We start from the raw sequence: 19,890 nt of genomic DNA, 5'->3' as shown, positions 1-19,890 counted from the left end.
CTGTAGTGGGTGGAACTTATGCGGTGGCTTGCGCCCCCAGCACCCGCTGGATATCGGGCTTCATCATCTCGAGCTGCTGGCCCCAGTAGCCCCAGCTGTGCGTGCCCTGCTGCGGGAAGTTGAACACACCGTTGGTGCCGCCAGCCGCGACGTAGTTGTCCTTGAAGCTGACGTTGGTGCGCAGCGTCAGTCCCTCGAGGAACTGCGCGGCCATCATGTTGCCGCCGCCACCGCTGGTATCCAGATCCGACGGCGTACCGGAGCCGCAGTAGATCCAGACCCTGGTGTTGTTGGCGACCAGCTGATTGATGTTGACCATCGGGTCGTTCCGCTTCCACGCCGGATCCGAGGACGGACCCCACATGCTCTCGGCGTTGTAGCCGCCCGCGTCGTTCATCGCCAGCCCGATCAACATCGGCCACCAGCCCTCGGACGGATTCAGGAAGCCCGACAGCGATGCGGCGTAGATGAACTTCTGCGGGTGATAGATCGAGTACGTCAGCGCCGTGGCGCCGGCCATGGAAATGCCGACCACCGCGTTGCCGAGCTGCGAGACACCCTTGTTGGCCTCCAGCCAAGCGGGCAGCTCGTTCGTCAGGAACGTCTCCCACTTGTAGGTGTAATCCTGGCCGTTACCCCGTGACGGCTGATACCAGTCGGTGTAGAAGCTCGACATGCCACCGACGGGCATGACTGTCGACAGACCCGACTGGTAGTACCACTCGAAGGCCGGGGTGTTGATGTCCCAGCCGTTGAAATCGTCCTGCGCCCGCAGTCCGTCGAGCAGGTACACCGCATGCGGACCTCCGCCCTGGAACTGCACGCGGATGTTGCGGTTCATCGACGGGGAGAACACATCCAGATACTCGACCGGCAGACCCGGCCGGGAGAACGCACCAGCTGTCGCCGAACCCCCGACGAAGCCGATCAGCCCGGGCAGAGTCGCCGCCGCAACGGCGCTCACCGCCAGCCTGCGGAACCACTTACTCCGAAACCTGGCGCTCAATCAGACCTTGAACCGCGCGCCCAGCGCGATGGCCGCCACGGCGTCAGCGCCGGACATGATGCCGGTGTCCAGCAAAACCTCGGTGTCCCGTCCGAGCTCCGCGGCCACGCGTGGCAACAAATGGAAGGGGACGGGCGCGCGGTCCAGTTGACGGCCGCCGTGGTTGGACAGCAGGATCCCGTCGGCACCGAGGTCGACGACCGATCTGGCGTCCTCGAGGGTCTGAATCCCCTTGACCACCAACTTGTTCGGCCACTGCGACTTGATCCAGGCCAGATCGTCGAATGTAACCGTCGGATCGAACATGCTGTCCAGGTACTGGGCGACCGTGCCGGGCCATCGGTCCAGCGATGCGAACGACAATGGTTCGGTGGTCAGCAGGTCGAACCACCAGCGGGGGTGCGGTATCGCGTCCAGGACCGTACGCAGCGTTAGCGCCGGCGGAATCGACATACCGTTGCGGGTGTCGCGGAGGCGGGCCCCCGCGACGGGAACGTCCACCGTCACGAGCAGCGTGTCGAATCCCGCCGCTGCGGCCCGCTCGACCAGCGCCATCGACCGGTCCCGGTCCTTCCACATGTACAGCTGGAACCAGTTGCGTCCGTGTGGGTTTGCAGCTTTGACCTGTTCAATGGAGGTGGTGCCCAAGGTGGACAACGAGAACGGGATGCCCGCACGGGCGGCGGCGTGTGCGCCGGCGATCTCACCCTCGGTATGCATCAACCTGGTGAATCCGGTGGGCGCGATCCCGAACGGCTGGGCAACGCGGTCGCCGAGTACGGTCGCGCCGGTGTCGACTTTGGCGACGTCGCGCAGGATGGTCGGGTGGAATTCGATGTCGCGGAACGCTTGTCGTGCCCGCGCCAGTGACAACTCCTCCTCGGCGGCACCGTCGGTGTAGTCGAACGCCGCCTTCGGCGTGCGACGTTTGGCGATACGGCGCAGGTCCTCGATCGTCAGCGCGCTGTCGAGACGGCGGCGCGTGACGTTCAGGTCCGGCTTACGGAATTGCAGCAGCGGCGCCAGCTCACGTGGTCGCGGCAGTCGGCGCTTCATCGCAGAGCTCAGTCCTGCGCGGCGGCCAGGGCCCGCCGCAGGCTCTCGCGCCGTTCTTCGATCGCCCGACCGAAGTCCTGCAGCAGCACCGGCTTTTTCGATACCAGGTCCTCGATGACGTCGCGGTCGAACCGCAGCACGGTCACTTCCTCGAGCGCATATGCGGCAGCGGTGACCGGTTCGAGGGTCAGGGCCGTCTGGCCGAGGAAGTCGCCCGACTCGAGCGTCCGCACCGGCACGATCCCACCGGTATCGTCGGTCACCGCGAGTCGGACCCTCCCGTTGACGATGAACGTCATTCGCTTGGGTACCTGACCGGAGTACTGGAGGTACTCGTCAGCGCCGTACCGGGTGAGGCGCACTTGTGTCACCAGGTCCTCTTGGTCCTCCGGACTCAGCCGCAGGGTGGGTGCGATGATCCGCAACGATGTCTGCACCCGCTCGGTGGTCGCGAACTCGTCCTCGGCCTCGTCGAGATGGAGACCGGCTCGTCGCGATGCGTACCAAACCCAGCGCATGAACTGTGATTTGGCGGCGAAGTCGTCGGCAGGGGAGCGCACCGGTACTCCAGTGCTGTACTCCATCGCGCCGGATCGAACGCTGGACGGCGTCGCGCCCGGTCGCAGTTGCGGCAGCATGGCGGCCACCCGGTTGAGCATGGCGATGACGTCATCGGGCGGATCGTCGACCGAGAAGGTGGTGGTGACGCTCAAGGCGTGGGTGCCCGCGGGCCGGCTGAAGTTCTTGAACGACGCCGCGGCCAAGGCCGAGTTGGGCATGATCATCATGCCGCTGCCGGTGTCGATATGCGTTGCGCGCCAGTTGACTTCGACGACCCGGCCCCGCGCGGTCGGAGCGTCGATCCAATCACCCAATTGAAACGGCTGCTCGAACAACAGCAGCAAACCCGAGATGATCTGCCCAACCGAATTCTGCAGTGCGAGACCGAGCACGATGGACGTCACGCCCAGCGCGGTGAACAGGCCGCCGACGTTGGCGCCCCAGATGTAGGCGAGCATGATGCCGACGCCGACGGCGATCACCGCGAACCTGGCCACGTCGAGGAAGATCGACGGAATTCGCTTGCGCCAACTGCCCTCCGGAGCGCCCTGGAACATCGTCGCGTTGAGGCCGGACAGCAGCAGGACCAGGACGACGAAACCGAAGACGGTGGCGACGACGCGCACCGGCGTCGCTTCTCCGTTGATTTGGATGGCCTGCACCAGCAGGATCAGCAACGCGCCGAGGGGCAGAATATAGTTGCGCACCAGATGCACCGGGCGGGCAAGTGCGTTGTTGCGGCGCAGCAGCGCATTGTGTAACTCGGTCAGGAGCACCAGGCAGACGGGGAAGCCGATGGCAACCGCGATGGCCCAATAGAACCACTCCGAATCGAAAATGCTGGTCATTGCTGCGCCAACCGCCAGACCGGTTGTTCTTCTTTACCATCGACGGTGATCACGCCCGCGGATTCGAATTTGCGGCTGTCGCGCATCGTGTCGTAGACCGCCGAGGTGACGTACACGCCGGGTTGTGGCGAGCCGCTCTGCACCTGATAGGCGAGGTTCACCGCCGACCCCCACATGTCATAGGCGAGCGTGGACCGCGCCACCAGGCCGCTGGTGACCGTGCCGGTGTCGATGCCGGCCCGCAGGCTGAGGTCGTGTCCGGTCTCGGCGTTGAATCTTTCGATGATTCGCTGCATCTCGATAGCGAAATCGACAGTGCGCCTGACGTTGTCGAGTCGGGGCACACTCAGTCCGCAACTGGCGAGGTAACCGTTGTGCAGGGTGCGTACTTGCTCGACGCCGAGATTCTCTGCCGCGGCATCGAATTGGCGTGTCAGCTTGTTGACGATCGTGAGGAGCTCGTCGGAGTTCAGATCACGTGACAGGGCGTCGAGCCCGACGACATCGGCGAAGATCACCGTGACGTCGTGGTGGTCCTGGGCGATGGTCTCCTCGCCCTCCCGGTACCGCTGAACGACGGGCTCCGGCATCAGGGAGAGCATCAGCCGGTCGTTCTCCCGGCGCTGCTCGGCGAGCAGATCCTCCTTGATGGCCAGGTTGCGGCTCATATCGTTGAAGGCGACGGTGAGATCACCGAACTCATCGCGCGAATGCACCGGGAGGTTGATGTTGTAGTCGCCCGAACTGATCTTCTGGGCACCGGTTTCGAGCCGGCGGATGGGTCGCACGAACAATCGGGCAAGCAGCATCGCGGCAAGACAGACGACGAAGATGATCACGACCGTCGACAGCACCAGTGTGCGGGTGAACGCGGATACCGGGGCGAACGCCTCCGATGTGTCGATCTTGGCGATCACGTTCCACCGCAAGCCCTCGAGATCGGCGGGGGCGTAGGCCTGCAACGTCTCTTTGCCGAGATAGTCCTGGGCGATCAGTGTGCCCGATTGTCCCTGCTGTGCGAATTTGGTGGCGTCCGTGGGCACGGGCTGTATCAGCGTCGTGCCGCCCCGGTCGATCGCCTCCTGGGCGATGTCCGGTGGAGTGCCCGCCTCGACGACGTCGCGTTTGTATGCTTCGGGGTCCTCGATGAACAGGCGCGAATCCGACCGCATCAAGTCGTCGTCGCCGACGATGAACGTCTCGCCCGTCTCGCCCATGCCGGACTCTTGCCACTTGCGGTCCATCGTCATCAGGCGGTTCACCTTGGAGATCGGGAACTGCAGGGCCAGCACCCCGTCTACCCGGCCCTGGGGGCCGACCGGCGACAGGAACCATGCGGTCGGCTCGTCGGCCGGTTCGTACTCCCCGAAGTCGGTCAGGCCGACGTAGTCCACGGTGTTCGAATCGAGCGCCTCCTGGTAGGCGGCGGCCAGGGGACCGCCCTTGAAGGGGCCGCTGAAGATGTTGGTGCCCAGGTCGACGCCCTTGTAGGCGGTGTAGACGATGTTGCCCCGGGTGTCGAACAGCAACGCGTCCTCGAACTCGAACCGCGTGACGATCTCCCGGTAGAAGTCGTTGTAGCGGGCGTTGGCCGCCGACCATGCACTCCCGTCGCCGGCATCGTCGAACGCGATCGCCTTGTCCCAATCCGAGAACGGTGCGGTGTAGTACGCCTGGAGGTAGCGCTGAGCATTCGTGTCCGGCAGCACCGCCTCGACGTCGACCTCCTCGCCGGCCTTCTTCTTCGTCGGTGCGAACTGGTTGGTGTAGTAGTCGACGATGGACTGCTGTTGGGCCACGCTGATATTCGCGGCGTTGAGTTGATCGAAGCCGGCCGTGAAGGCTTGGACGGCCTGCGTCGACGTGGCTCCCCGCGAGTAGACGACGAGGGAGTCCTTCAGGTCTCCGATGCCTTCTCGCAGCTGGCGGCTCTGCGACTGGCGGATCTCGGTGAGGCGGTCGAACACCGACTCGCGCAGCGACGACCTGCCCGACTGGTATCCGATCGCACCGACCACGGCCGCCGACAGGACGCTGGTGATGAGAAGCATCATCAAGAGCTTCGACTGAATGCTGACCCTCGACGCGACGGGTAGTCGAAAATTTCTGGATTTCTTGACCGGCTCAGCCGTCGTCGACGATTCCGGATCATTCGATGTCGTCATTGAATCGCAAACACTATCCTGCAAAACTTGCCGAAGAGGGGGCTGTAGACAAATTGTTGTCATCGGAAGCAGCGGATCCATTCGACCTGCAACGCTTTGTCGATGCCCAGCACCGTGCGTATGCGACGGCCCTGGATGAACTGCGCAGCGGCCGCAAACGCAGCCACTGGATCTGGTTCGTCTTTCCCCAACTACAGGGTCTCGGGCGCAGCCCGACGGCGATCCGGTACAGCATCACCTCACTGGACGAGGCCAGGGCGTATCTCGATCACCCGGTGCTCGGCCCCCGGCTGCGAGAATGTGCGCGTGTCGTAGCCGGCATCCAGGGCGCCTCGGCCGACGACATCTTCGGCTGGCCCGACAACATGAAGGTGCGGTCGTCGATGACGTTGTTCGCCCGAGCCGCCGAGTCCGCCGAAGTGCAAGCCGACTTTCGTGCCGTGCTGGATCGGCTCTACGACGGTGTGGAGGATGAGCTCACTGCCGAGCAGCTGGCGAGATGATCAACCAGCCGTGCGGCTCGACATCCACCTGAGAAACGACGTCCTGTGGTGGTGCCCCCGACCCGGCGAGAATGATGCCATGGTCGAAGCCCAGCTGCGGCAGGGAGGCGGACAGCGGCTCGTCGCCGATATTGAGCGCGACGACAAGCGCGTCGGCACCGTTGCGCGTCTGGTACACGTACTGCCGGTTGGTCAGTTGCAGCGGCGACGTGCGCGCGGTGTGCAGCCACGGATGTCGTCTGCGTAATCCGATCAGGTATTGGTGCAGTCGGAACTCGTCCCGACCATGTTGATCGACACCGTCTGGCGGAGAACTGAATTCGGGTCGCACCGCATCATCGCCGCCGAATCGCTCCTCTTTGATTCCGCGGTAGGCGAACTCGTCGCCCGCGTAGATGCTCGGCGTGCCTCCGGTAGTCAGCAGGATGACGAGCGCGTGTGCCAGGTGTTTGGTGTTCTCCAACCGGCTGGCGATGCGGGTCACGTCGTGATTGCCGACGAACGTCATCGGCACGAAGGCGTCGAGGAATTCGCTGTGTCGTACCAGCGCCCAGTCGATCTCGTGAAAGTTCCCGTCGTTTAGGCCGCTCCAGATCGCTTTCCACAGTTCGTACTGCGTCACGGAGTCGAAGCCCGTGTCACGCACCCGCGCCGAGTAGTCGCCGTGAATGACTTCCCCGACGAACCACGCCTCGGGGAAGGCCGACCGAACGCGGGGAAGCACCTGCGCCCAGAACCGGTCGGGGACGGCGTAGGCGGCATCCAACCGCCAGCCGTCGGCGCCGCGGCCCAGCCAGTGCGACATGACGTCGACGGTGTAGTCGACGACTTCTGGGTTGTCGTGATCGAGCGCGATCAAGTCGCCGTGGCCTTCGAACGTGTCGAACCCAGAACCGTTGCGCTGCTTGCGGAACCACGAGGTATTGGCGAATTCGGTACCTACGTGGTTGAAGACGCCGTCGAGCAACACGCGCAGACCGCGGCTGCGCGCCTCGGCGATCAGGTGATCGAAGTCGCCGTCGTCGCCGAGGCGGGGATCGATCCGATAATGGTCGGTGGTGTCGTAGCCGTGGGTGCGCGAGGCGAATATCGGACCGAGCGCCAGCCCCGAGGCGCCGAGGCCGATGACGTGATCCAGCCATTCGACCACGCGGCGCAGTCGATGCTCAGTGGCGGCCGGGGGTATGTCGGCCGGGTACGCCCCGACGAAGCCCAACGGGTAGACCTGCCACCAGATCGCGTGCTCCACCCAGGCCGGTTCCATTGCGGATGAACGCCCGCCCGAAGACCCTGTCAAGGCCGGAACTTCGCTTCGTAGAGTGCCTTCATCTCATCCGCGTATTCGGCCGCCGGGCCGTCCACCTCGACGTGCGGTGCGACGGCGGTGATGGGGAGCGGCGCCACCGGTGGCGGCGTCGCACCCCACTCGGCCAGCCACTGGGTCAACTGTTCCGACGATGTCGCATAGACGATGCGGCCCAAGCCGACCCACGCGTGCGCCGCCGCGCACATCGGGCAGTGCTCGCCGGAGGTGTACACCGTCGCGGTGATCCGTTCGGCGGGGGAGAGCTTCTCGACGGCCCACCGCGCAATCGCGAATTCGGGGTGGCGGGTGTGGTCACCGTCCTTGACGCGGTTGCGGTCCTCGAATCGGATCCGACCGTCGGCGTCGACGAGGATCGACCCGAACGGCTCGTCGCCGTCTTCGAGTGCTTCGCGCGCGAGTTCGACACAACGGCCCAGGCGTTCAAGATCATGGTCGTCGATGGCCACAATCAAGAAGCTTACGGAGTGGCGATCGGTCAGGAGGCGCGCGTACCGGGCACGGACGTCAGGTGTTGCGAAACGTGCCGGATCGGATCATGGCGGCGCCAATGGCCAGCACGCATCCGGCCGCAGCCCAGGCGAGCAGGGTGGCAAGCGAGCTCGCTGCGCCGTTCGTGCCGAAGTACTCGACGCTGCGCAGCAGCGCGACGCCGGAGCCCTGCGGCACGATCGCGTTGAACGTCGTGTAGAAGCCGGACAACAGTGGCTTGCCGACAGGGCCTGCCGCGGCGGCGTTGCCGATGATCACGAGGAACGCCGTGAGTGCCGCGGAGGCCACGGTGCCGAACGCTGCCGCAACGCCGGTCACCGCTCCCGCGACCGCGATCGCGTAGACGAAGAGCGCGCCGAACACCTGCCAGGTGTGTCCGGTGAGCGCGCCGAGGATCACGTCGACATACAGGGTCACACCACCTGCCAGCACCAGCGAGTACGCAACGAGACTCAATGTGCGCCAAGCAAATGTGGACGGCTTGTGCACATTGCCCATCATTCGCCCGAAGATCGTGGCGCCCACCGACGCGCCGATCGACAGGAAGATGACGGCGTAGAACACGACGGTGCCCTGCGGGTCGGCGGCGTTGGTCGGGGCGACGTCGGTGACATCTGCCGTCAGTCCGGCCTCGGCGGCGACGCGACGTCCGACCGTCTCGGCGGCGGCCGCGACGCTTCGGCCGCCGCCGCCGGCCACATAGATGTCCAGGTGGCCGGGCGCGTCGACGACGAATGCCGCATCTGTCTTGCGCTGGAAGACCTGATCGCGTGCCGCGGCCGCGTCGACCACCTGTGTGACGCCGAGCGCGTCCTGCCCGCGGACCCCGTCCACGAGTTGCTGTGGTGCTGCAATGGCGACGTTGAGGTGGTGCAGCGTCGGTTTGGCGAAGGCGCCCGAGTAGCTGGCGATCATCGCGATGACGAACACCGCGAGCGCCGCCATGACCACTGCCATGTTGCGAATGTCCCTGCGCGAAGGCTGAATATCGATTCTCCCGACGAGGGGAGCGTGGTGCTTGCCCACGGTGGATCCTTTCTGTTCAGGTCGTGAGGTGCAGGCGGGAAAGCAGCGCGTCGACGGTGTCGAGCGCTACGGTCACCCGGCCGAGGAGATCAACGGCTTGGCCCGATTCGCTGGGGTCTTCCATCCATGACCGCAGTACCTCCTGGAATCCACCCACCAGGAAGCGGCTGACCGCTCCGGGTTCGAGGCCCGCGGCGGCTCCGACGACGGGTAGGGCTCGGGCGGCCAACTCCTCACATGCCGGGAGGAGTTCGCCGCGGAACGCGGCGACCACCTTCTGGGCCACCGGACTGGGCACGACGTTGCGGTACATCGCGCGGTGTTCGGCGGCGAGCCCGAAGACCCGCAGAATCCGGGATCTCGGTTCGTCGTCCACATCGGCGGTCGCGGCCGCGAAGGCGATGACGAACGCTGTGGCGACCGCGTCGTCGCGGTCGGCGAAGTGCCGGTAGAAGACCTGCCTGCTGACGCCGGCCCGTGCCACGAGATCGCCGACGGTGAGCTGATCGACCGGGCGTTCATGGGCCAGCGCGAACGCCGCGTCGATCAACTTGGCTCGTACGCGCTCGGCGCGCGGGTCGGCGCTTTGGGTCCGGGTGGCCACGGATCGAGCCTAGGTTATTTCATGGACAACTGACTACGAAAATCTAGGTTAGCTAACACACCCTAGGGTGCCGACGTGACGACGGCCTCAAAACTCGGTGTTACATGCAATGACACCGCCGCGAGTGCACTCGACACGCGGGAGTTGATTTCGCGATCGGGATAGCGAATTTATTGACGGTGCTGTAGATCTATATCCGCCGGTCAGTCTTGGCCGTTTCTGCCTCCGAGAGGAATTCCATGGATATCGCACGTTCGTCGGCGACGAGCTTGGCCGTCGCGGCGCTGATAATCGGGGTCGCCGCCGGCTGCAGCAAGTCGGACGACTCGGCGTCGGAGTCGTCGACTTCTGCGACGTCCACGACCACATCCGCCGAGGCCACCACCTCGGAGGAGTCCACCTCGGCGGAGGCCAGCACGCCCGCCGCGGAGCCGAGCGATTACGGCTCACTACTCCTTCCGCCGACCGATATCGGTCCTGACATCGCCACTCCGGGTGGTGTGCAGTTGAACCCGGGCGGGAACCCCGGCGCGGCGCAGGTCTATTCAAGTCCTGAAGGCCACCGGCAGATCATCGACACCATCCTCGTCTTTCCCGATGTCGCAGCCGCCGAGTCGAATTTCCAGAGCAACTCGGCCACGATGAACACCGTGGTCACCGGTGCGCCCGCACCGGTCGAGGTTGGCGACCAGGGTGTGATGGCGATCGGTACCTCACCTGACGGCAGCAAAGCGGTGACCGTACTTCTGTTCACCCAGGGCAAAGCCTTGGTGTCGATGAACTTCGAGAGCGCACCGAACGACCCGGTTCCGCCGGAACAAGCGCAGGACATTGCGATGCAGCAGGCGACGCTCATCGCAGACAATCTGCCCGAGGAGTAGCCCGCCACTGTGTCGGATCAGTGGCCCGCCACTGTGTCCGATCAGTGGCCCGCCACTATGTCCGATTCGTCGACCTCTACCGGCTCCCTGGCGCCCGGCAGAAATGCGTACGCGACGCAGACGACGCCGAACAACACGTATCCGAGCGCGACCGCCGGGCTGGCGGCCCATGACACCTCGGGTGCGTGTATGAGCCCGATGAACGACAGCACCGCTCCGACCGCCGAGGCGATGGCGGCGTAGCGGAACTTCTTCTCGAGGATGAACGTCACCATGGTGCCGAGGATCAGGCCGACGAGCACCGCGCCTTCGCCCAGGGTCTTGAGTCCTTCGTAGACGACGCCCGCGCCGTTGAGCGCGTCCATACCTACCTCGGCCGCCGAGGTACCGGCCGCGTTCAACGCATTGTCGATGAGGCCGTGGGCCCATTGCGCGAGGTTCGGCAGAATCGCGGCGACCACGGCTATGGCGTGCAGCCGAGGTACCGCCTGAAACGCCTGCGCCCCGATGAGCAGACCGATGTAGAGCAGAATCGGCACGATCGCGGGGACCGGCAGCAGTGCGTCGAGGACACCGAACAGGCCGACGAAGCAGAGCACACCGATCACGATGCCGCTGGCCAGTGAGTAGCCGGCCCGGCCGCCTGCGTCCTTCCATCCTGGGTGTCCGATGTAGACCGCTGGCGGGAACGGTGAGCCGAACGCCGATCCGACGACTGCGCCGGCGCCGTCGGCCAGTAGCACGCTGCGCAGGTTGTAGTTGTCGCCCGCGGCCGCAGCGCTTTCCACGTTGCTCATCGCTTCGGTGAAGTTGTAGACGCCCAACGGGATTGCGGTCCCGAGGAGCGGCGCGAGGTCGGCGAGGCCGTTGAACAGCATGTCGACTCGCAGGTCCGGTATGCCGATCGCGATATCGGAAACCGCCTGCCCGACGTCCGGTGCTGACATGTAGCCGCCGGCCCATCCGATCGCCGTTCCCACCAACAGCGCGACCAGTCCCACCGGGATGTTGCCGGGCAACTTCACGTCGGTGAAGAAGCCGATCAGGATGATGGCGAGCACCGGAAGACCGATCCACGCCACCTCCCACATCTGCGCGGCGGGCCGCATCGAGATGAACGTGATCGAGATGCCGGCCAGCGTGCCGAGCATCGCGGCCCGGGGCGTCAGCTTGCGGATGTAGGGGCCGACGAACGCACCGATCATCACGATCACACCGATCAGGAAGGCCCACGCCAACCCGGCCTGCCAGGCCTGTAGCGGGTCGTCGGTGTTCAGGTACACCGGCAGCATCACGACGAAGATCACGATGAACATGTGCGGCACACTGGGCCCGTAGGGGAGCGCGGTGACGTCGGTTCTGTTCTCCCGCTGGGCAAGTCGGCGCGCGAGGAACGTGTAGTACAGGTTTCCCAGGATCAGCGCGACGCCCAGCGCCGGCAGAACGGTGCCCAGCACGTCGCCTGCCGGTACAGCGATCACCCCGATCATCAGCGCGGTCAGGGTCAGGACATTGACCAGGATGTTGAATCCGAGTCCGAAGAATGCGTTGAGGTCGCCACGGGTCCACCACGGGATCGACGACTTCTGGGGCGGATCGACCGATGGGTCGGCAAGGGGGTTGGTTACGTCGGTGCTCATGTCGGATCCCTTCAGGCGGCCGTGGCGGTCAGTGTTTGCAATGCCGGAACAATCGCGGCGGTGTCGGCAACCCAGCCGAAGATGCCGCCCTGGGCCTTGATCATTTCCAGGCCGACTCGCTGAAATTCGGGGAAATACGAACCCACACAATCGGATACGACGAGACACTCGTAGCCGCGGTCGTTGGCCTCTCGGGTGGTGGTGTGCACGCAGACCTCGGTGGTGACCCCGGTGATCAGCAACTGCGTGATACCCGCTCCCGCGAGCGCGTCCTGCAAGTCGGTGGCGTAGAACGCGCCCTTACCCGGCTTGTCGATGACAAGCTCGCCGTCGATGGGGGCGAGCTCGTCGACGATGTCGTGGCCGTATTCGCCGCGAATAAGGATGCGCCCGTACGTGCCCGGGTCGCCGATCCGCTTGGACGGCGCTCCGCGGTTCAATTTGGCCGGCGGACAATCCGACAGATCCGGGCGGTGCCCCTCGCGGGTGTGGATCACCATGATCCCCGCCGACCGGGCCGCCGCGATCAACGTCGCCAGTGGTGGTACGACCTTCTGCAACTGGCCGACATCGTTGCCGAGACTTTCCCCAAAACCGCCGGGCAACAGAAAGTCCCGTTGCATGTCTATGACGATCAGCGCCGTCTTACCGGCGATGAGCGCGAACGGCGACGGTTCCGCGGTGACCTCTACGGGCTGGCTCATACGTGCTCCTCGGCGGCGACGGGATCGATGGATGTGGAGTACGACGGTGCACGCGGTTCGTCGAGCAGCCTCGCCGCGAGTTGGAGAACCGTGTCGTCGGTCTGGGCGGCGCCGAGCAGCATTGCGCTGTAGGGACGGCCGTCCGGTGTGGTCCCCAACGGAATCGCGACACCGAGCAGATCGAGCAGATTCCCGAAATGGGTGTAGTGGCCCAGCATCGTGTTGCAGTCGATGGGCGCCTCGAGCACCTCATCGACGGTGAACGTCGTACCGACCGTCGGCAGGACCAGCACGTCCATCGACTGCCACAACCGCGCCACCGAGGCTTTGAGATCGGCCAGCCGCTGCAGCGCCGCGAATGTCTCGACCGCCGTGTACTTCCGCCCGCCCTGCAGGATCGACCGCACCACCGGGAGGATGGAATCCGGTTGCGCAGCAAGGAAATCACCGAACTCCACCAGACGTTCGGCGACCCACGGACCTTGATACAGCAGAGAGCCGGCCGCCAAAAACGGCTCCAGTGGAACATCGACGACGGTGCAGGTGCGAGACATCTGCGCCCGGAACGACATGTGCGCATCGCGCATGACCGTGTCGCCGAAGAATTCCAGATCTTCGGCTGCTGGCAATCCGACGCGGATCGGCGCACCGCGGTAGCCCGGGCCCCGGTCTCGCGACCAGGCATCGCGGTTGTCGCGGCCGGCCACCACGTCGAAAACGCGGTCGATGTCGTCGATCGATCCCGCCATCAGGCTGATGCAGTCCAGCGACTTGCAAGCCGGGACAAGGCCGACCGTGCTGATCAGACCGCGCGACGGTTTGAACCCGACAACGCCGTTGAGCGCGGCCGGGACTCGTCCGGATCCCGCGGTGTCGGTGGCGACCGCGAACGGCACCTGTCCCAACGCAACGGCCAGCGCCGAGCCCGAACTCGACCCGCCGGAGATCAAATCGCCGCCGTACACACTGCGCGGAATCGTGTACGGGGTGCGGGTGCCGTTCAGTCCGGTCGCGAACTGGTCGAGGTTGGTCTTGCCGACATAGAGCGCGCCTGCGTCGAGCAGCCGCTGCACCACCGGTGCCGTTGCCGTCGCGACGTAGGCGTAGTCGGGGCACGCCAACGTGGTCGCGACTCCCTCGACGTCGATGCTGTCCTTGACCCCGAAGGGCACCCCGTAGAGAGGCAAAGTCCTTGCGCCGGGACGCTTTTCGATCTCCTCGGCAGCGGCGAGCAGCTGTTCGCGCGGCACGGTGGATAACCAGGTGCCGTCGTCACCGCGCGCGGCGATGGCGTCGGCGACCCGGGCGGCGGTCTTGGTCGGGCAACCGGTCCCGGATGCGTGCGATGCGAGGATCTCGGCGACCGAAGGTCCGATGGACGGGCCGTGCACGACGTCAGCCATGACTGTCGATTGTCGACAGAATCGTGGCGATCTCGGGTCAGCCGTGTGTCGTTTGTGTTAGCGCTGCAGTCGCGCGCCGAGATAGTCGAATTGTCCGTGCTCGCGCAGTGCGGTGATGACGACCGATTGGTCGTTGGTCGCGAGTGCGGTCACGATGGCCCGATGCCGGTCGAGACCGTCTCGTGCGTCGCGGTGGTGCGCCTCAGCCCGCATGTTGATCGCCATCGGCAACTGCAGTTTGAGCAAGACCGGCTCGAGTGCGATGTCGAGTTGCCGATTGCACGCAAGCCCGACGACCGCGGCATGGAACGCACGATGCGCGTCGTCGCGATCCAACTCGTCGGTCGCGGTGCGCATGGCGTCCAACGCAGCGCGTACGGGCCGCAGGGCCTCTTCGGGATCCGCAAGCGGCAGCGCCGTTTCGATGGCGTGGCATTCCAGTACGTGACGCAGGGCGAACAACTGCAGGATGTCCGTGGGCGACCATTCCGCCACCCGCGAGCCCCGGCGCGGGAAGTGTTCCACCAGACCTTGTTGGGCGAGCAACCGCAACGCCTCTCGCAGTGGCGCCCTGCTGATTCCGAGGTCGGCGCAGAGTTGCTCCTCGACGACCTTCTCTCCGGGCGCCAGGGCCCCGCTGAGGATGGCGTCGCGCAGCCGGTGTTCGGCTAGTTCCACGAGCGTGGCAGGCAGCGCGCCGCGCGCGTTGTCGACCCGTGGCGCAGCCATGGCGGTCAATCGTAGGAACTTCTCGCCGGGTTCGCTTCGTTGTGGGCAGGTGCCGACCCTCGCCGCGACCCTGCCTAGCGTCCCTGAACAGGCCGAACGACTGATCGAATTCGGAGTTCACCGGATCGCGGGGCTGCCCGCCGATCGAGTGCGGGCCGCGGCCCGTGACGCCGTCGGGTCTGGATCGATCCTGGCCGTTCATCACGACCTCGCGCCTGCGTCGAGGCTGACACCCCTGCTGCGCCGGGCGGGCAAGCCGGGTTTCGTGGTCAGCGACATGACCGATGTCGACGATTTCACCCCGATCCCGGCGGCCGAGGTGCCGGACGCACCGCTGTATCTGGTCTTCGACCTCGATCGCGGTGACGACATGGCCAACTGGAGTCCAGACGAGGCGCTGCCCGGGATCGTCGATGCTGGACGGACGCCGCTGACGCTCACCGAGGGCGTGCATTGGCTGCTGCACCAGCCGGATGCGCTGGAGCGGGGGCACTGCTTCATGACGATCGGGTCCCGGCTCACCAAGCCGTCGGGCGCCGTGGACGCCAGGACCCCTGCGCTGTGGATCAGTAACGGCACGGGCCGCGACGGCAAGGCGAACCGCGACGCCCCCAAGGTCGGCTGGTGCTGGGCGGGCAATCGGCACAGCTGGCTGGGCTTCGGATCGGCGGGCGGCAGGGTCACTGTCGACGGCTGACGTCCGACCGGACGCCGTGCGCGGCGTCGACGAACGGCAGCACCGAACCGAGCCAGGCCGCCGGCTCGGACGAGAATACGACGTGTCCCGTCGGGAACGCTTCGAACGTCGACCCGGGAATGGCCTCGGCGACTTTCCTGCCCCAACGCATCGGGGCGGTCGGATCCTTGGCGCCCCACGTGATCAGTACCGGTGCAGGGATCTGGGCGGCACGCACCCGCAGGTCGTGCCCGGGCTCGACGAAGCTCTTCCACAGTGCCGCAGCGGTTTTCGCGCCATCGGCGGTTTTCGCCCGGTCGACGACGCGGCGGGTGACGGCCTTGTCCGTCGGGGTCTTCGGTCGCATGTATGCGCGGACGAAGACCGGAAACACGGCTTTGACGACGGCTGTGCGCGCCATCGCCGCGCACAGCGTGCGGGTGGCGACGCTGTGCGGCGTGAAGCCCCCGGTGTTGACGAGGACCACACCCGAAACCCGTTCTCCGCGCTGGAGCGCGAGCCGGCATGCGGCGTATCCGCCGACGGAGTTCCCGACGACAACGAGATTGTCCAGCTCGAGACGGTCGGCGAATTCGACCAGCAGATCGCCGAGTTGAACGGCGCGCAAGGGCGCCGGGGGCAGGGGAGACTCGCCGTGACCCGGCCAATCGAGGGTGAGCACACGGCGGCCCCGGCCGAGGTCTGCGCGTACGGTGTCGAAGTCGGTGTGATCGTGAAGCGCCGCGTGTAACAGCAGGATCGGTGGACCCGAACCCGCGTCGGTGTAGGAGACGGTTCCCAGTGACGTGTGCAGAGTGGGCATCGATCGGGGCCTTTCATTGACCGGGTCGGTCGGTCAACTACACTAGGCCGGAGTCGACGTCCTGGCAAGGGAGGGCAGCGTGGAAACGGCCAACAAGCGGGTGGCAGCGGCCCAGCAGACACGTGCGAACCTGATCGAGACGGGGTTGGTGCTCGCCGAGGACCTCGGGCTCGAGGGGCTCAGCGTCAACGCCGTGGTGGCCGCGGCGGGCGTGTCGAAAGGCACGTTCTTCCACCACTTTCCGGATCGGGTGTCCTATCTGGTCGCACTGCACCGCCGCTTCCACGACGTGCTCTTCGAGGAGGTGGCGGCCGTCATCGCCGATCTGAAGCCGGGTCGGGACCGCCTGGCTGCCGCCGCGAACACCTACCTCGATGCCTGTCTTCGCGATCGCGGCGTGAAGGCGCTGCTGCTGGAGGCCCGCGGCCATCTCCCGATCGCCGACGAGGTGACGCGACGCAACCGGATGAATGTCGACGTCGTGGCCGCCGATTTCGCCGCGCTCGGCAGTGCCCACCCTCGGGAGGCGGCGCGACTGTGGGTTGCCGCGACGGCGGAGTGCGCGTTGATCGAACTCGAGCGGGGCCGCCGTGTCGCCGCCGCCCGCGCGGCGCTCGATGATCTCGTCGGGTGAAGCGCCATCCCTCGCCGGGTGACTCGACAACCTTCACTAGAACGTGTTCTAGTGCACGGGTGGTGCAGTACACCGACATCGGCGACGTGTCCTCGGCGGAGGTCGAACGCATGCGCGCCGTATACGAGCCCCTTGCCGCTGCGGTCCGCGAGCTCATCGACGCGACGATCCGTACCGAGGTCGCCGCCGACACCGTGGGCGAGGTGACGGCCGAGATCGGCGCGGCGACGGCGCGGCTGCGGTCCCGACAGTGCGACGGTCCGTTCGGCGTGCGCTCCACCACCGGCGGCGATCGCTTGGCATGGGGAAATCCGGTGATCGGGATCCGCAATCCGATCGCGCCGCCGCTGACGATCCAGCGCGACGACGATGGCGGCGTGTTCACCGACTTTCACCTGGGGGCCGCGTACGAAGGGCCGCCCGGACATGTGCACGGTGGAGTCTCCGCGCTCGTCCTCGACCATGTGCTCGGTGAGGTGGCGGCCAACGAGGAAACGCCACGCTTCACCGGCACCATCACGCTGCGCTATCTGCGGCCCACCCGGCTCGGCGAGCTACACGCCGAGGCGAGGATCACCCGGACCGACGGGTTCAAGGCCTATGCCGCGGGCCACCTCGCCGACGAGGAAGGCATCACCGTAGAGGCGGAAGGCATCTTCATCCAGCCGAAGTGGGCTCGCGGCTAGGCGCGATGCCGACGAGGCTGCGTGTGATGGCCGCGATTTCGGAGACCAGTACCCGCGCCGCCCCGTTGTCACCTGGCAGCAGCGCCGCCTGCGCGCGCACCTGCGCGTCCGCCGCCGTCAGCGCGGCGACGTCGACGGTCCATGGCAGTGCGGGATTCGGCGGTGCGCCCCGCAGCGCTTCGACGTAATCGTCGACCGCAGCGATGAAATCGGGAGTCAGCTTGTCGGGCGACTGCATCGGCAGGCTGCGCTCGAGCGACGTGCACGCGCTGGTGACCGCGTTGAGCGCGGTGCGATAGGAGCGCAGCCACCGACGTAGATCCCGCGAATCCATCCGCGCGGCGCCGGACGCGGCTTCGAACGCGGCCCGCGCCCGGAACGCGCGCTGCCAGGCGGCCGACATGGCGTCGGCAGGGTGATCGAGTTCATGGACGAATGCCTTGACCACCGTTGCCGCATAATCGATTTCGGTCTTGAGTAATTCGCCGGCGCGTTGCTGTAGCCGCGTCAGCGCATCATCGGGTAGCACCACATGCGCCATGACCGCCAGCCCGCCGCCGATCACGACGGAGAACAGCCGGTCTTCCACTGTTGCGCCGGCCGCGGCGGCGTCGATATTCATCAGGAACACCGCGGCGGTCGCCACCCCCGCGCTCGCCGCGATGTAGCCGAATCGCACCACCCAGAAGGTGACGGCGAGAAACCCCACGGTCAGCACCGCGGCGGCCGCACCTGTCGGCTGCCAGATCGTGGTGATCACCGACGCGAGAATGATGCCACCGGCGATACCCGCGACCCGGCCGACGCAGCGGGTGTAGGTGTGCGCCGTCTCGGGCCGTAGAACGAACAGGACGGTGAGCGCGATCCAGTGACCGTGCTCAATCGGGGCGAACCGGTCGGCGGCGGTGGCCAGCGCCAGGGCCGCCGACAACCGCACGGCATGTCGCAGGATCGGCGACGCCCAGGTCAGGTGCCCGCGGACCTCGGTGAGCGCGGTCCGCAACGGGCTGATCACCACAGGTTGAAGGAGGTCGGGAAACCGGAACTCGGCCGCTTGCTGTAGTTGCTTCGAGAACCGCTGCGCGGCTACCGCTTCCGGCCCCTTCATGGCCGACACCACGGTGTCGACGCGGACCAGGGCGTGCTCGGCTTCGCGTCGTGCGTTGTGCTTGTTCTCGGCGATGGCGTCGAGCGCCACCGCGGCATCGTTCAGCATGTGCGACACACGTTCGCGCTCATCGCCGTCGGCTCCGCGCAGCGCCACCAGCGTTGCCATCAACCGCTCGGGTAGGCGATGGCCGCCGTGGTAAGCCTCGGGCCGCCTGGTGGCCTGAGTGTCGGCGAACGCGTCGCGAAGCCCGGTCAGTTGAGCCGCCTCCGGGGGTTCGTCGTGATCGGCGGTGATGCGTCGCGCCTCGTCGGCCAGGGACCGGTACGCCAATGCCAACGCGTCGCTCTGCGTGCGCCAACGTTGGGGAGGCCAGACGGCGATGAGCGCCGCCTGCACGCAGCCCGCCGCGATCGTCAGGATCGTGGGCAGCGCGACCGACGTCACCGACGGCGCAATCGGAGGCGCGATCACCAGCAGCGCACTGCCCGCGGCGGCGACGAGCCCCGCATTGCCCCCGAGCGCCCACTGCATGCCGGCCGCCAGGCACCACACCGCGACGACGACGATGAACACGATGGTGTACGCCGATGTCAACGCTCCGACGAGGACGGCGCCGGCCATCTGCAAGGCCACGATGACGACGAGTTGCACACGTCCGCCGGGGCTGTCCTGCAGTGCGATCGCGCCACAGACCACCCCGGCGGCGGCTGTCCAAACCCCGGCGGCACCGCCGCCGATGGCCAGCGCGAAGATCGCCATAGCCAGGACACCGAGCAGGCTGCGAACGACCGCGCCGAGGTCCGGCGTGGGCGGCTTCAACACCTCGAAGACCCGGCTGGCAGTGGTCATCCACCCATTCTGACGCCACCGAAGCCGCTCGACGGCCGAACTCGGTGCGAGTCGCGCGACAAGGCCGCCGCGTCGTTTTCGGGATGGACGATCGGTCTCGGTGAGCCCGGCGCCAAACAGCTTGTGGCACATGGCAAGAACCCACAATGGTTTACGTATCCGTCAACAG

The 19,890-nt window shown here is 66.2% G+C and carries 18 protein-coding genes and 1 pseudogene; 5 read left to right on the top strand and 14 right to left on the bottom strand.

Annotation, left to right across the window (positions count from 1 at the left end):
- Positions 1-16 precede the first annotated feature (16 nt).
- From G6N42_RS08350 to G6N42_RS08335, 4 genes and pseudogenes are all read right to left on the bottom strand, one after another.
- Positions 17-1,006: an esterase family protein gene (locus G6N42_RS08350; protein WP_163728424.1), complete on the bottom strand. Its 990-nt coding sequence runs from the start codon at positions 1,004-1,006 to the stop codon at positions 17-19.
- A gap of 12 nt (positions 1,007-1,018) precedes the next feature.
- A pseudogene (locus tag G6N42_RS08345) lies at positions 1,019-2,062 on the bottom strand (alpha-hydroxy acid oxidase); the annotation flags it as partial.
- An 8-nt stretch (positions 2,063-2,070) separates the two neighbouring features.
- Positions 2,071-3,471 (bottom strand): mechanosensitive ion channel domain-containing protein, encoded by a 1,401-nt coding sequence (locus G6N42_RS08340; RefSeq protein ID WP_163728421.1) that lies wholly within the window; start codon positions 3,469-3,471, stop codon positions 2,071-2,073.
- The gene (locus G6N42_RS08335) at positions 3,468-5,636 is read right to left on the bottom strand and encodes an adenylate/guanylate cyclase domain-containing protein (protein ID WP_163728418.1); all 2,169 of its coding nucleotides are present in this window, start codon (positions 5,634-5,636) and stop codon (positions 3,468-3,470) included. Before G6N42_RS08335 ends, G6N42_RS08340 begins: the two co-directional genes overlap by 4 nt.
- Before the next feature lie 53 nt (positions 5,637-5,689).
- On the opposite strand from G6N42_RS08335, the gene G6N42_RS08330 reads away from it, so the two are divergent.
- Positions 5,690-6,139: a DUF1810 domain-containing protein gene (locus tag G6N42_RS08330; protein WP_232076108.1), complete on the top strand. Its 450-nt coding sequence runs from the start codon at positions 5,690-5,692 to the stop codon at positions 6,137-6,139.
- Here the strand turns inward: G6N42_RS08330 and G6N42_RS08325 are convergent.
- Genes G6N42_RS08325 through G6N42_RS08310 form a run of 4 tightly spaced genes read right to left on the bottom strand, consistent with a single transcriptional unit; the run spans position 6,114 to position 9,585 of the window.
- Entirely contained in the window at positions 6,114-7,403 is a 1,290-nt protein-coding gene (locus G6N42_RS08325) for an alpha-amylase family protein (protein ID WP_163737178.1), read from the bottom strand. The two genes, G6N42_RS08330 and G6N42_RS08325, sit on opposite strands and share 26 nt — an antisense overlap.
- Positions 7,404-7,432: 29 nt before the next feature.
- Positions 7,433-7,912, bottom strand: a complete 480-nt coding sequence (locus tag G6N42_RS08320) for a nucleoside deaminase (protein WP_163728412.1) — start codon at positions 7,910-7,912, stop codon at positions 7,433-7,435.
- 58 nt (positions 7,913-7,970) lie between these two features.
- On the bottom strand, positions 7,971-8,981 hold the full coding sequence (locus tag G6N42_RS08315) for a hypothetical protein (protein WP_434059572.1): 1,011 nt from the start codon (positions 8,979-8,981) through the stop codon (positions 7,971-7,973).
- 16 nt (positions 8,982-8,997) lie between these two features.
- Entirely contained in the window at positions 8,998-9,585 is a 588-nt protein-coding gene (locus G6N42_RS08310) for a TetR/AcrR family transcriptional regulator (protein WP_163728406.1), read from the bottom strand.
- A gap of 239 nt (positions 9,586-9,824) precedes the next feature.
- Between G6N42_RS08310 and G6N42_RS08305 the strand changes: the two genes are divergently transcribed.
- Complete coding sequence (locus tag G6N42_RS08305; RefSeq protein WP_163728403.1) at positions 9,825-10,466, top strand: hypothetical protein; 642 nt, start codon at positions 9,825-9,827, stop codon at positions 10,464-10,466.
- Positions 10,467-10,507: 41 nt separating this feature from the next.
- On the opposite strand, the gene G6N42_RS08300 is transcribed toward G6N42_RS08305, so the two are convergent.
- The 4 genes from G6N42_RS08300 to G6N42_RS08285 are packed head-to-tail and all read right to left on the bottom strand — an operon-like array spanning position 10,508 to position 14,942.
- The gene (locus tag G6N42_RS08300) at positions 10,508-12,106 is read right to left on the bottom strand and encodes a SulP family inorganic anion transporter (RefSeq protein WP_163728400.1); all 1,599 of its coding nucleotides are present in this window, start codon (positions 12,104-12,106) and stop codon (positions 10,508-10,510) included.
- Positions 12,107-12,117: 11 nt separating this feature from the next.
- Complete coding sequence (locus tag G6N42_RS08295) at positions 12,118-12,810, bottom strand: cysteine hydrolase family protein (protein ID WP_163728397.1); 693 nt, start codon at positions 12,808-12,810, stop codon at positions 12,118-12,120.
- Entirely contained in the window at positions 12,807-14,213 is a 1,407-nt protein-coding gene (locus G6N42_RS08290; RefSeq protein WP_163728394.1) for an allophanate hydrolase, read from the bottom strand. Before G6N42_RS08290 ends, G6N42_RS08295 begins: the two co-directional genes overlap by 4 nt.
- 57 nt (positions 14,214-14,270) lie before the next feature.
- On the bottom strand, positions 14,271-14,942 hold the full coding sequence (locus G6N42_RS08285; RefSeq protein ID WP_163728391.1) for a GntR family transcriptional regulator: 672 nt from the start codon (positions 14,940-14,942) through the stop codon (positions 14,271-14,273).
- A gap of 49 nt (positions 14,943-14,991) precedes the next feature.
- Here G6N42_RS08285 and G6N42_RS08280 point away from each other — a divergent pair, with 49 nt between their 5' ends.
- Positions 14,992-15,639: a DUF5701 family protein gene (locus G6N42_RS08280; RefSeq protein ID WP_163728388.1), complete on the top strand. Its 648-nt coding sequence runs from the start codon at positions 14,992-14,994 to the stop codon at positions 15,637-15,639.
- Here G6N42_RS08280 and G6N42_RS08275 read toward each other — a convergent pair.
- Positions 15,623-16,441, bottom strand: coding sequence for an alpha/beta fold hydrolase (locus G6N42_RS08275; RefSeq protein WP_163728386.1), 819 nt, complete (start codon positions 16,439-16,441; stop codon positions 15,623-15,625). The genes G6N42_RS08280 and G6N42_RS08275 overlap by 17 nt on opposite strands.
- 79 nt (positions 16,442-16,520) lie before the next feature.
- Between G6N42_RS08275 and G6N42_RS08270 the strand changes: the two genes are divergently transcribed.
- Together G6N42_RS08270 and G6N42_RS08265 are read left to right on the top strand one after the other, a co-directional pair.
- Positions 16,521-17,075 carry a TetR/AcrR family transcriptional regulator gene (locus tag G6N42_RS08270; protein ID WP_163728383.1) on the top strand — a complete coding sequence of 185 codons (555 nt, stop codon included), beginning with the start codon at positions 16,521-16,523 and terminating at the stop codon, positions 17,073-17,075.
- A gap of 59 nt (positions 17,076-17,134) precedes the next feature.
- A complete protein-coding gene (locus G6N42_RS08265; RefSeq protein ID WP_163728379.1) occupies positions 17,135-17,761 on the top strand; it encodes a PaaI family thioesterase in 627 nt (208 codons plus the stop codon).
- Here G6N42_RS08265 and G6N42_RS08260 read toward each other — a convergent pair.
- Positions 17,733-19,721, bottom strand: coding sequence for an FUSC family protein (locus G6N42_RS08260; protein ID WP_163728376.1), 1,989 nt, complete (start codon positions 19,719-19,721; stop codon positions 17,733-17,735). The genes G6N42_RS08265 and G6N42_RS08260 overlap by 29 nt on opposite strands.
- Positions 19,722-19,890: the final 169 nt, after the last annotated feature.

The organism is Mycobacterium gallinarum (genome assembly GCF_010726765.1).
Taxonomy (GTDB): domain Bacteria; phylum Actinomycetota; class Actinomycetes; order Mycobacteriales; family Mycobacteriaceae; genus Mycobacterium; species Mycobacterium gallinarum.
This window is presented reverse-complemented; position numbering and strand designations above follow the sequence as displayed.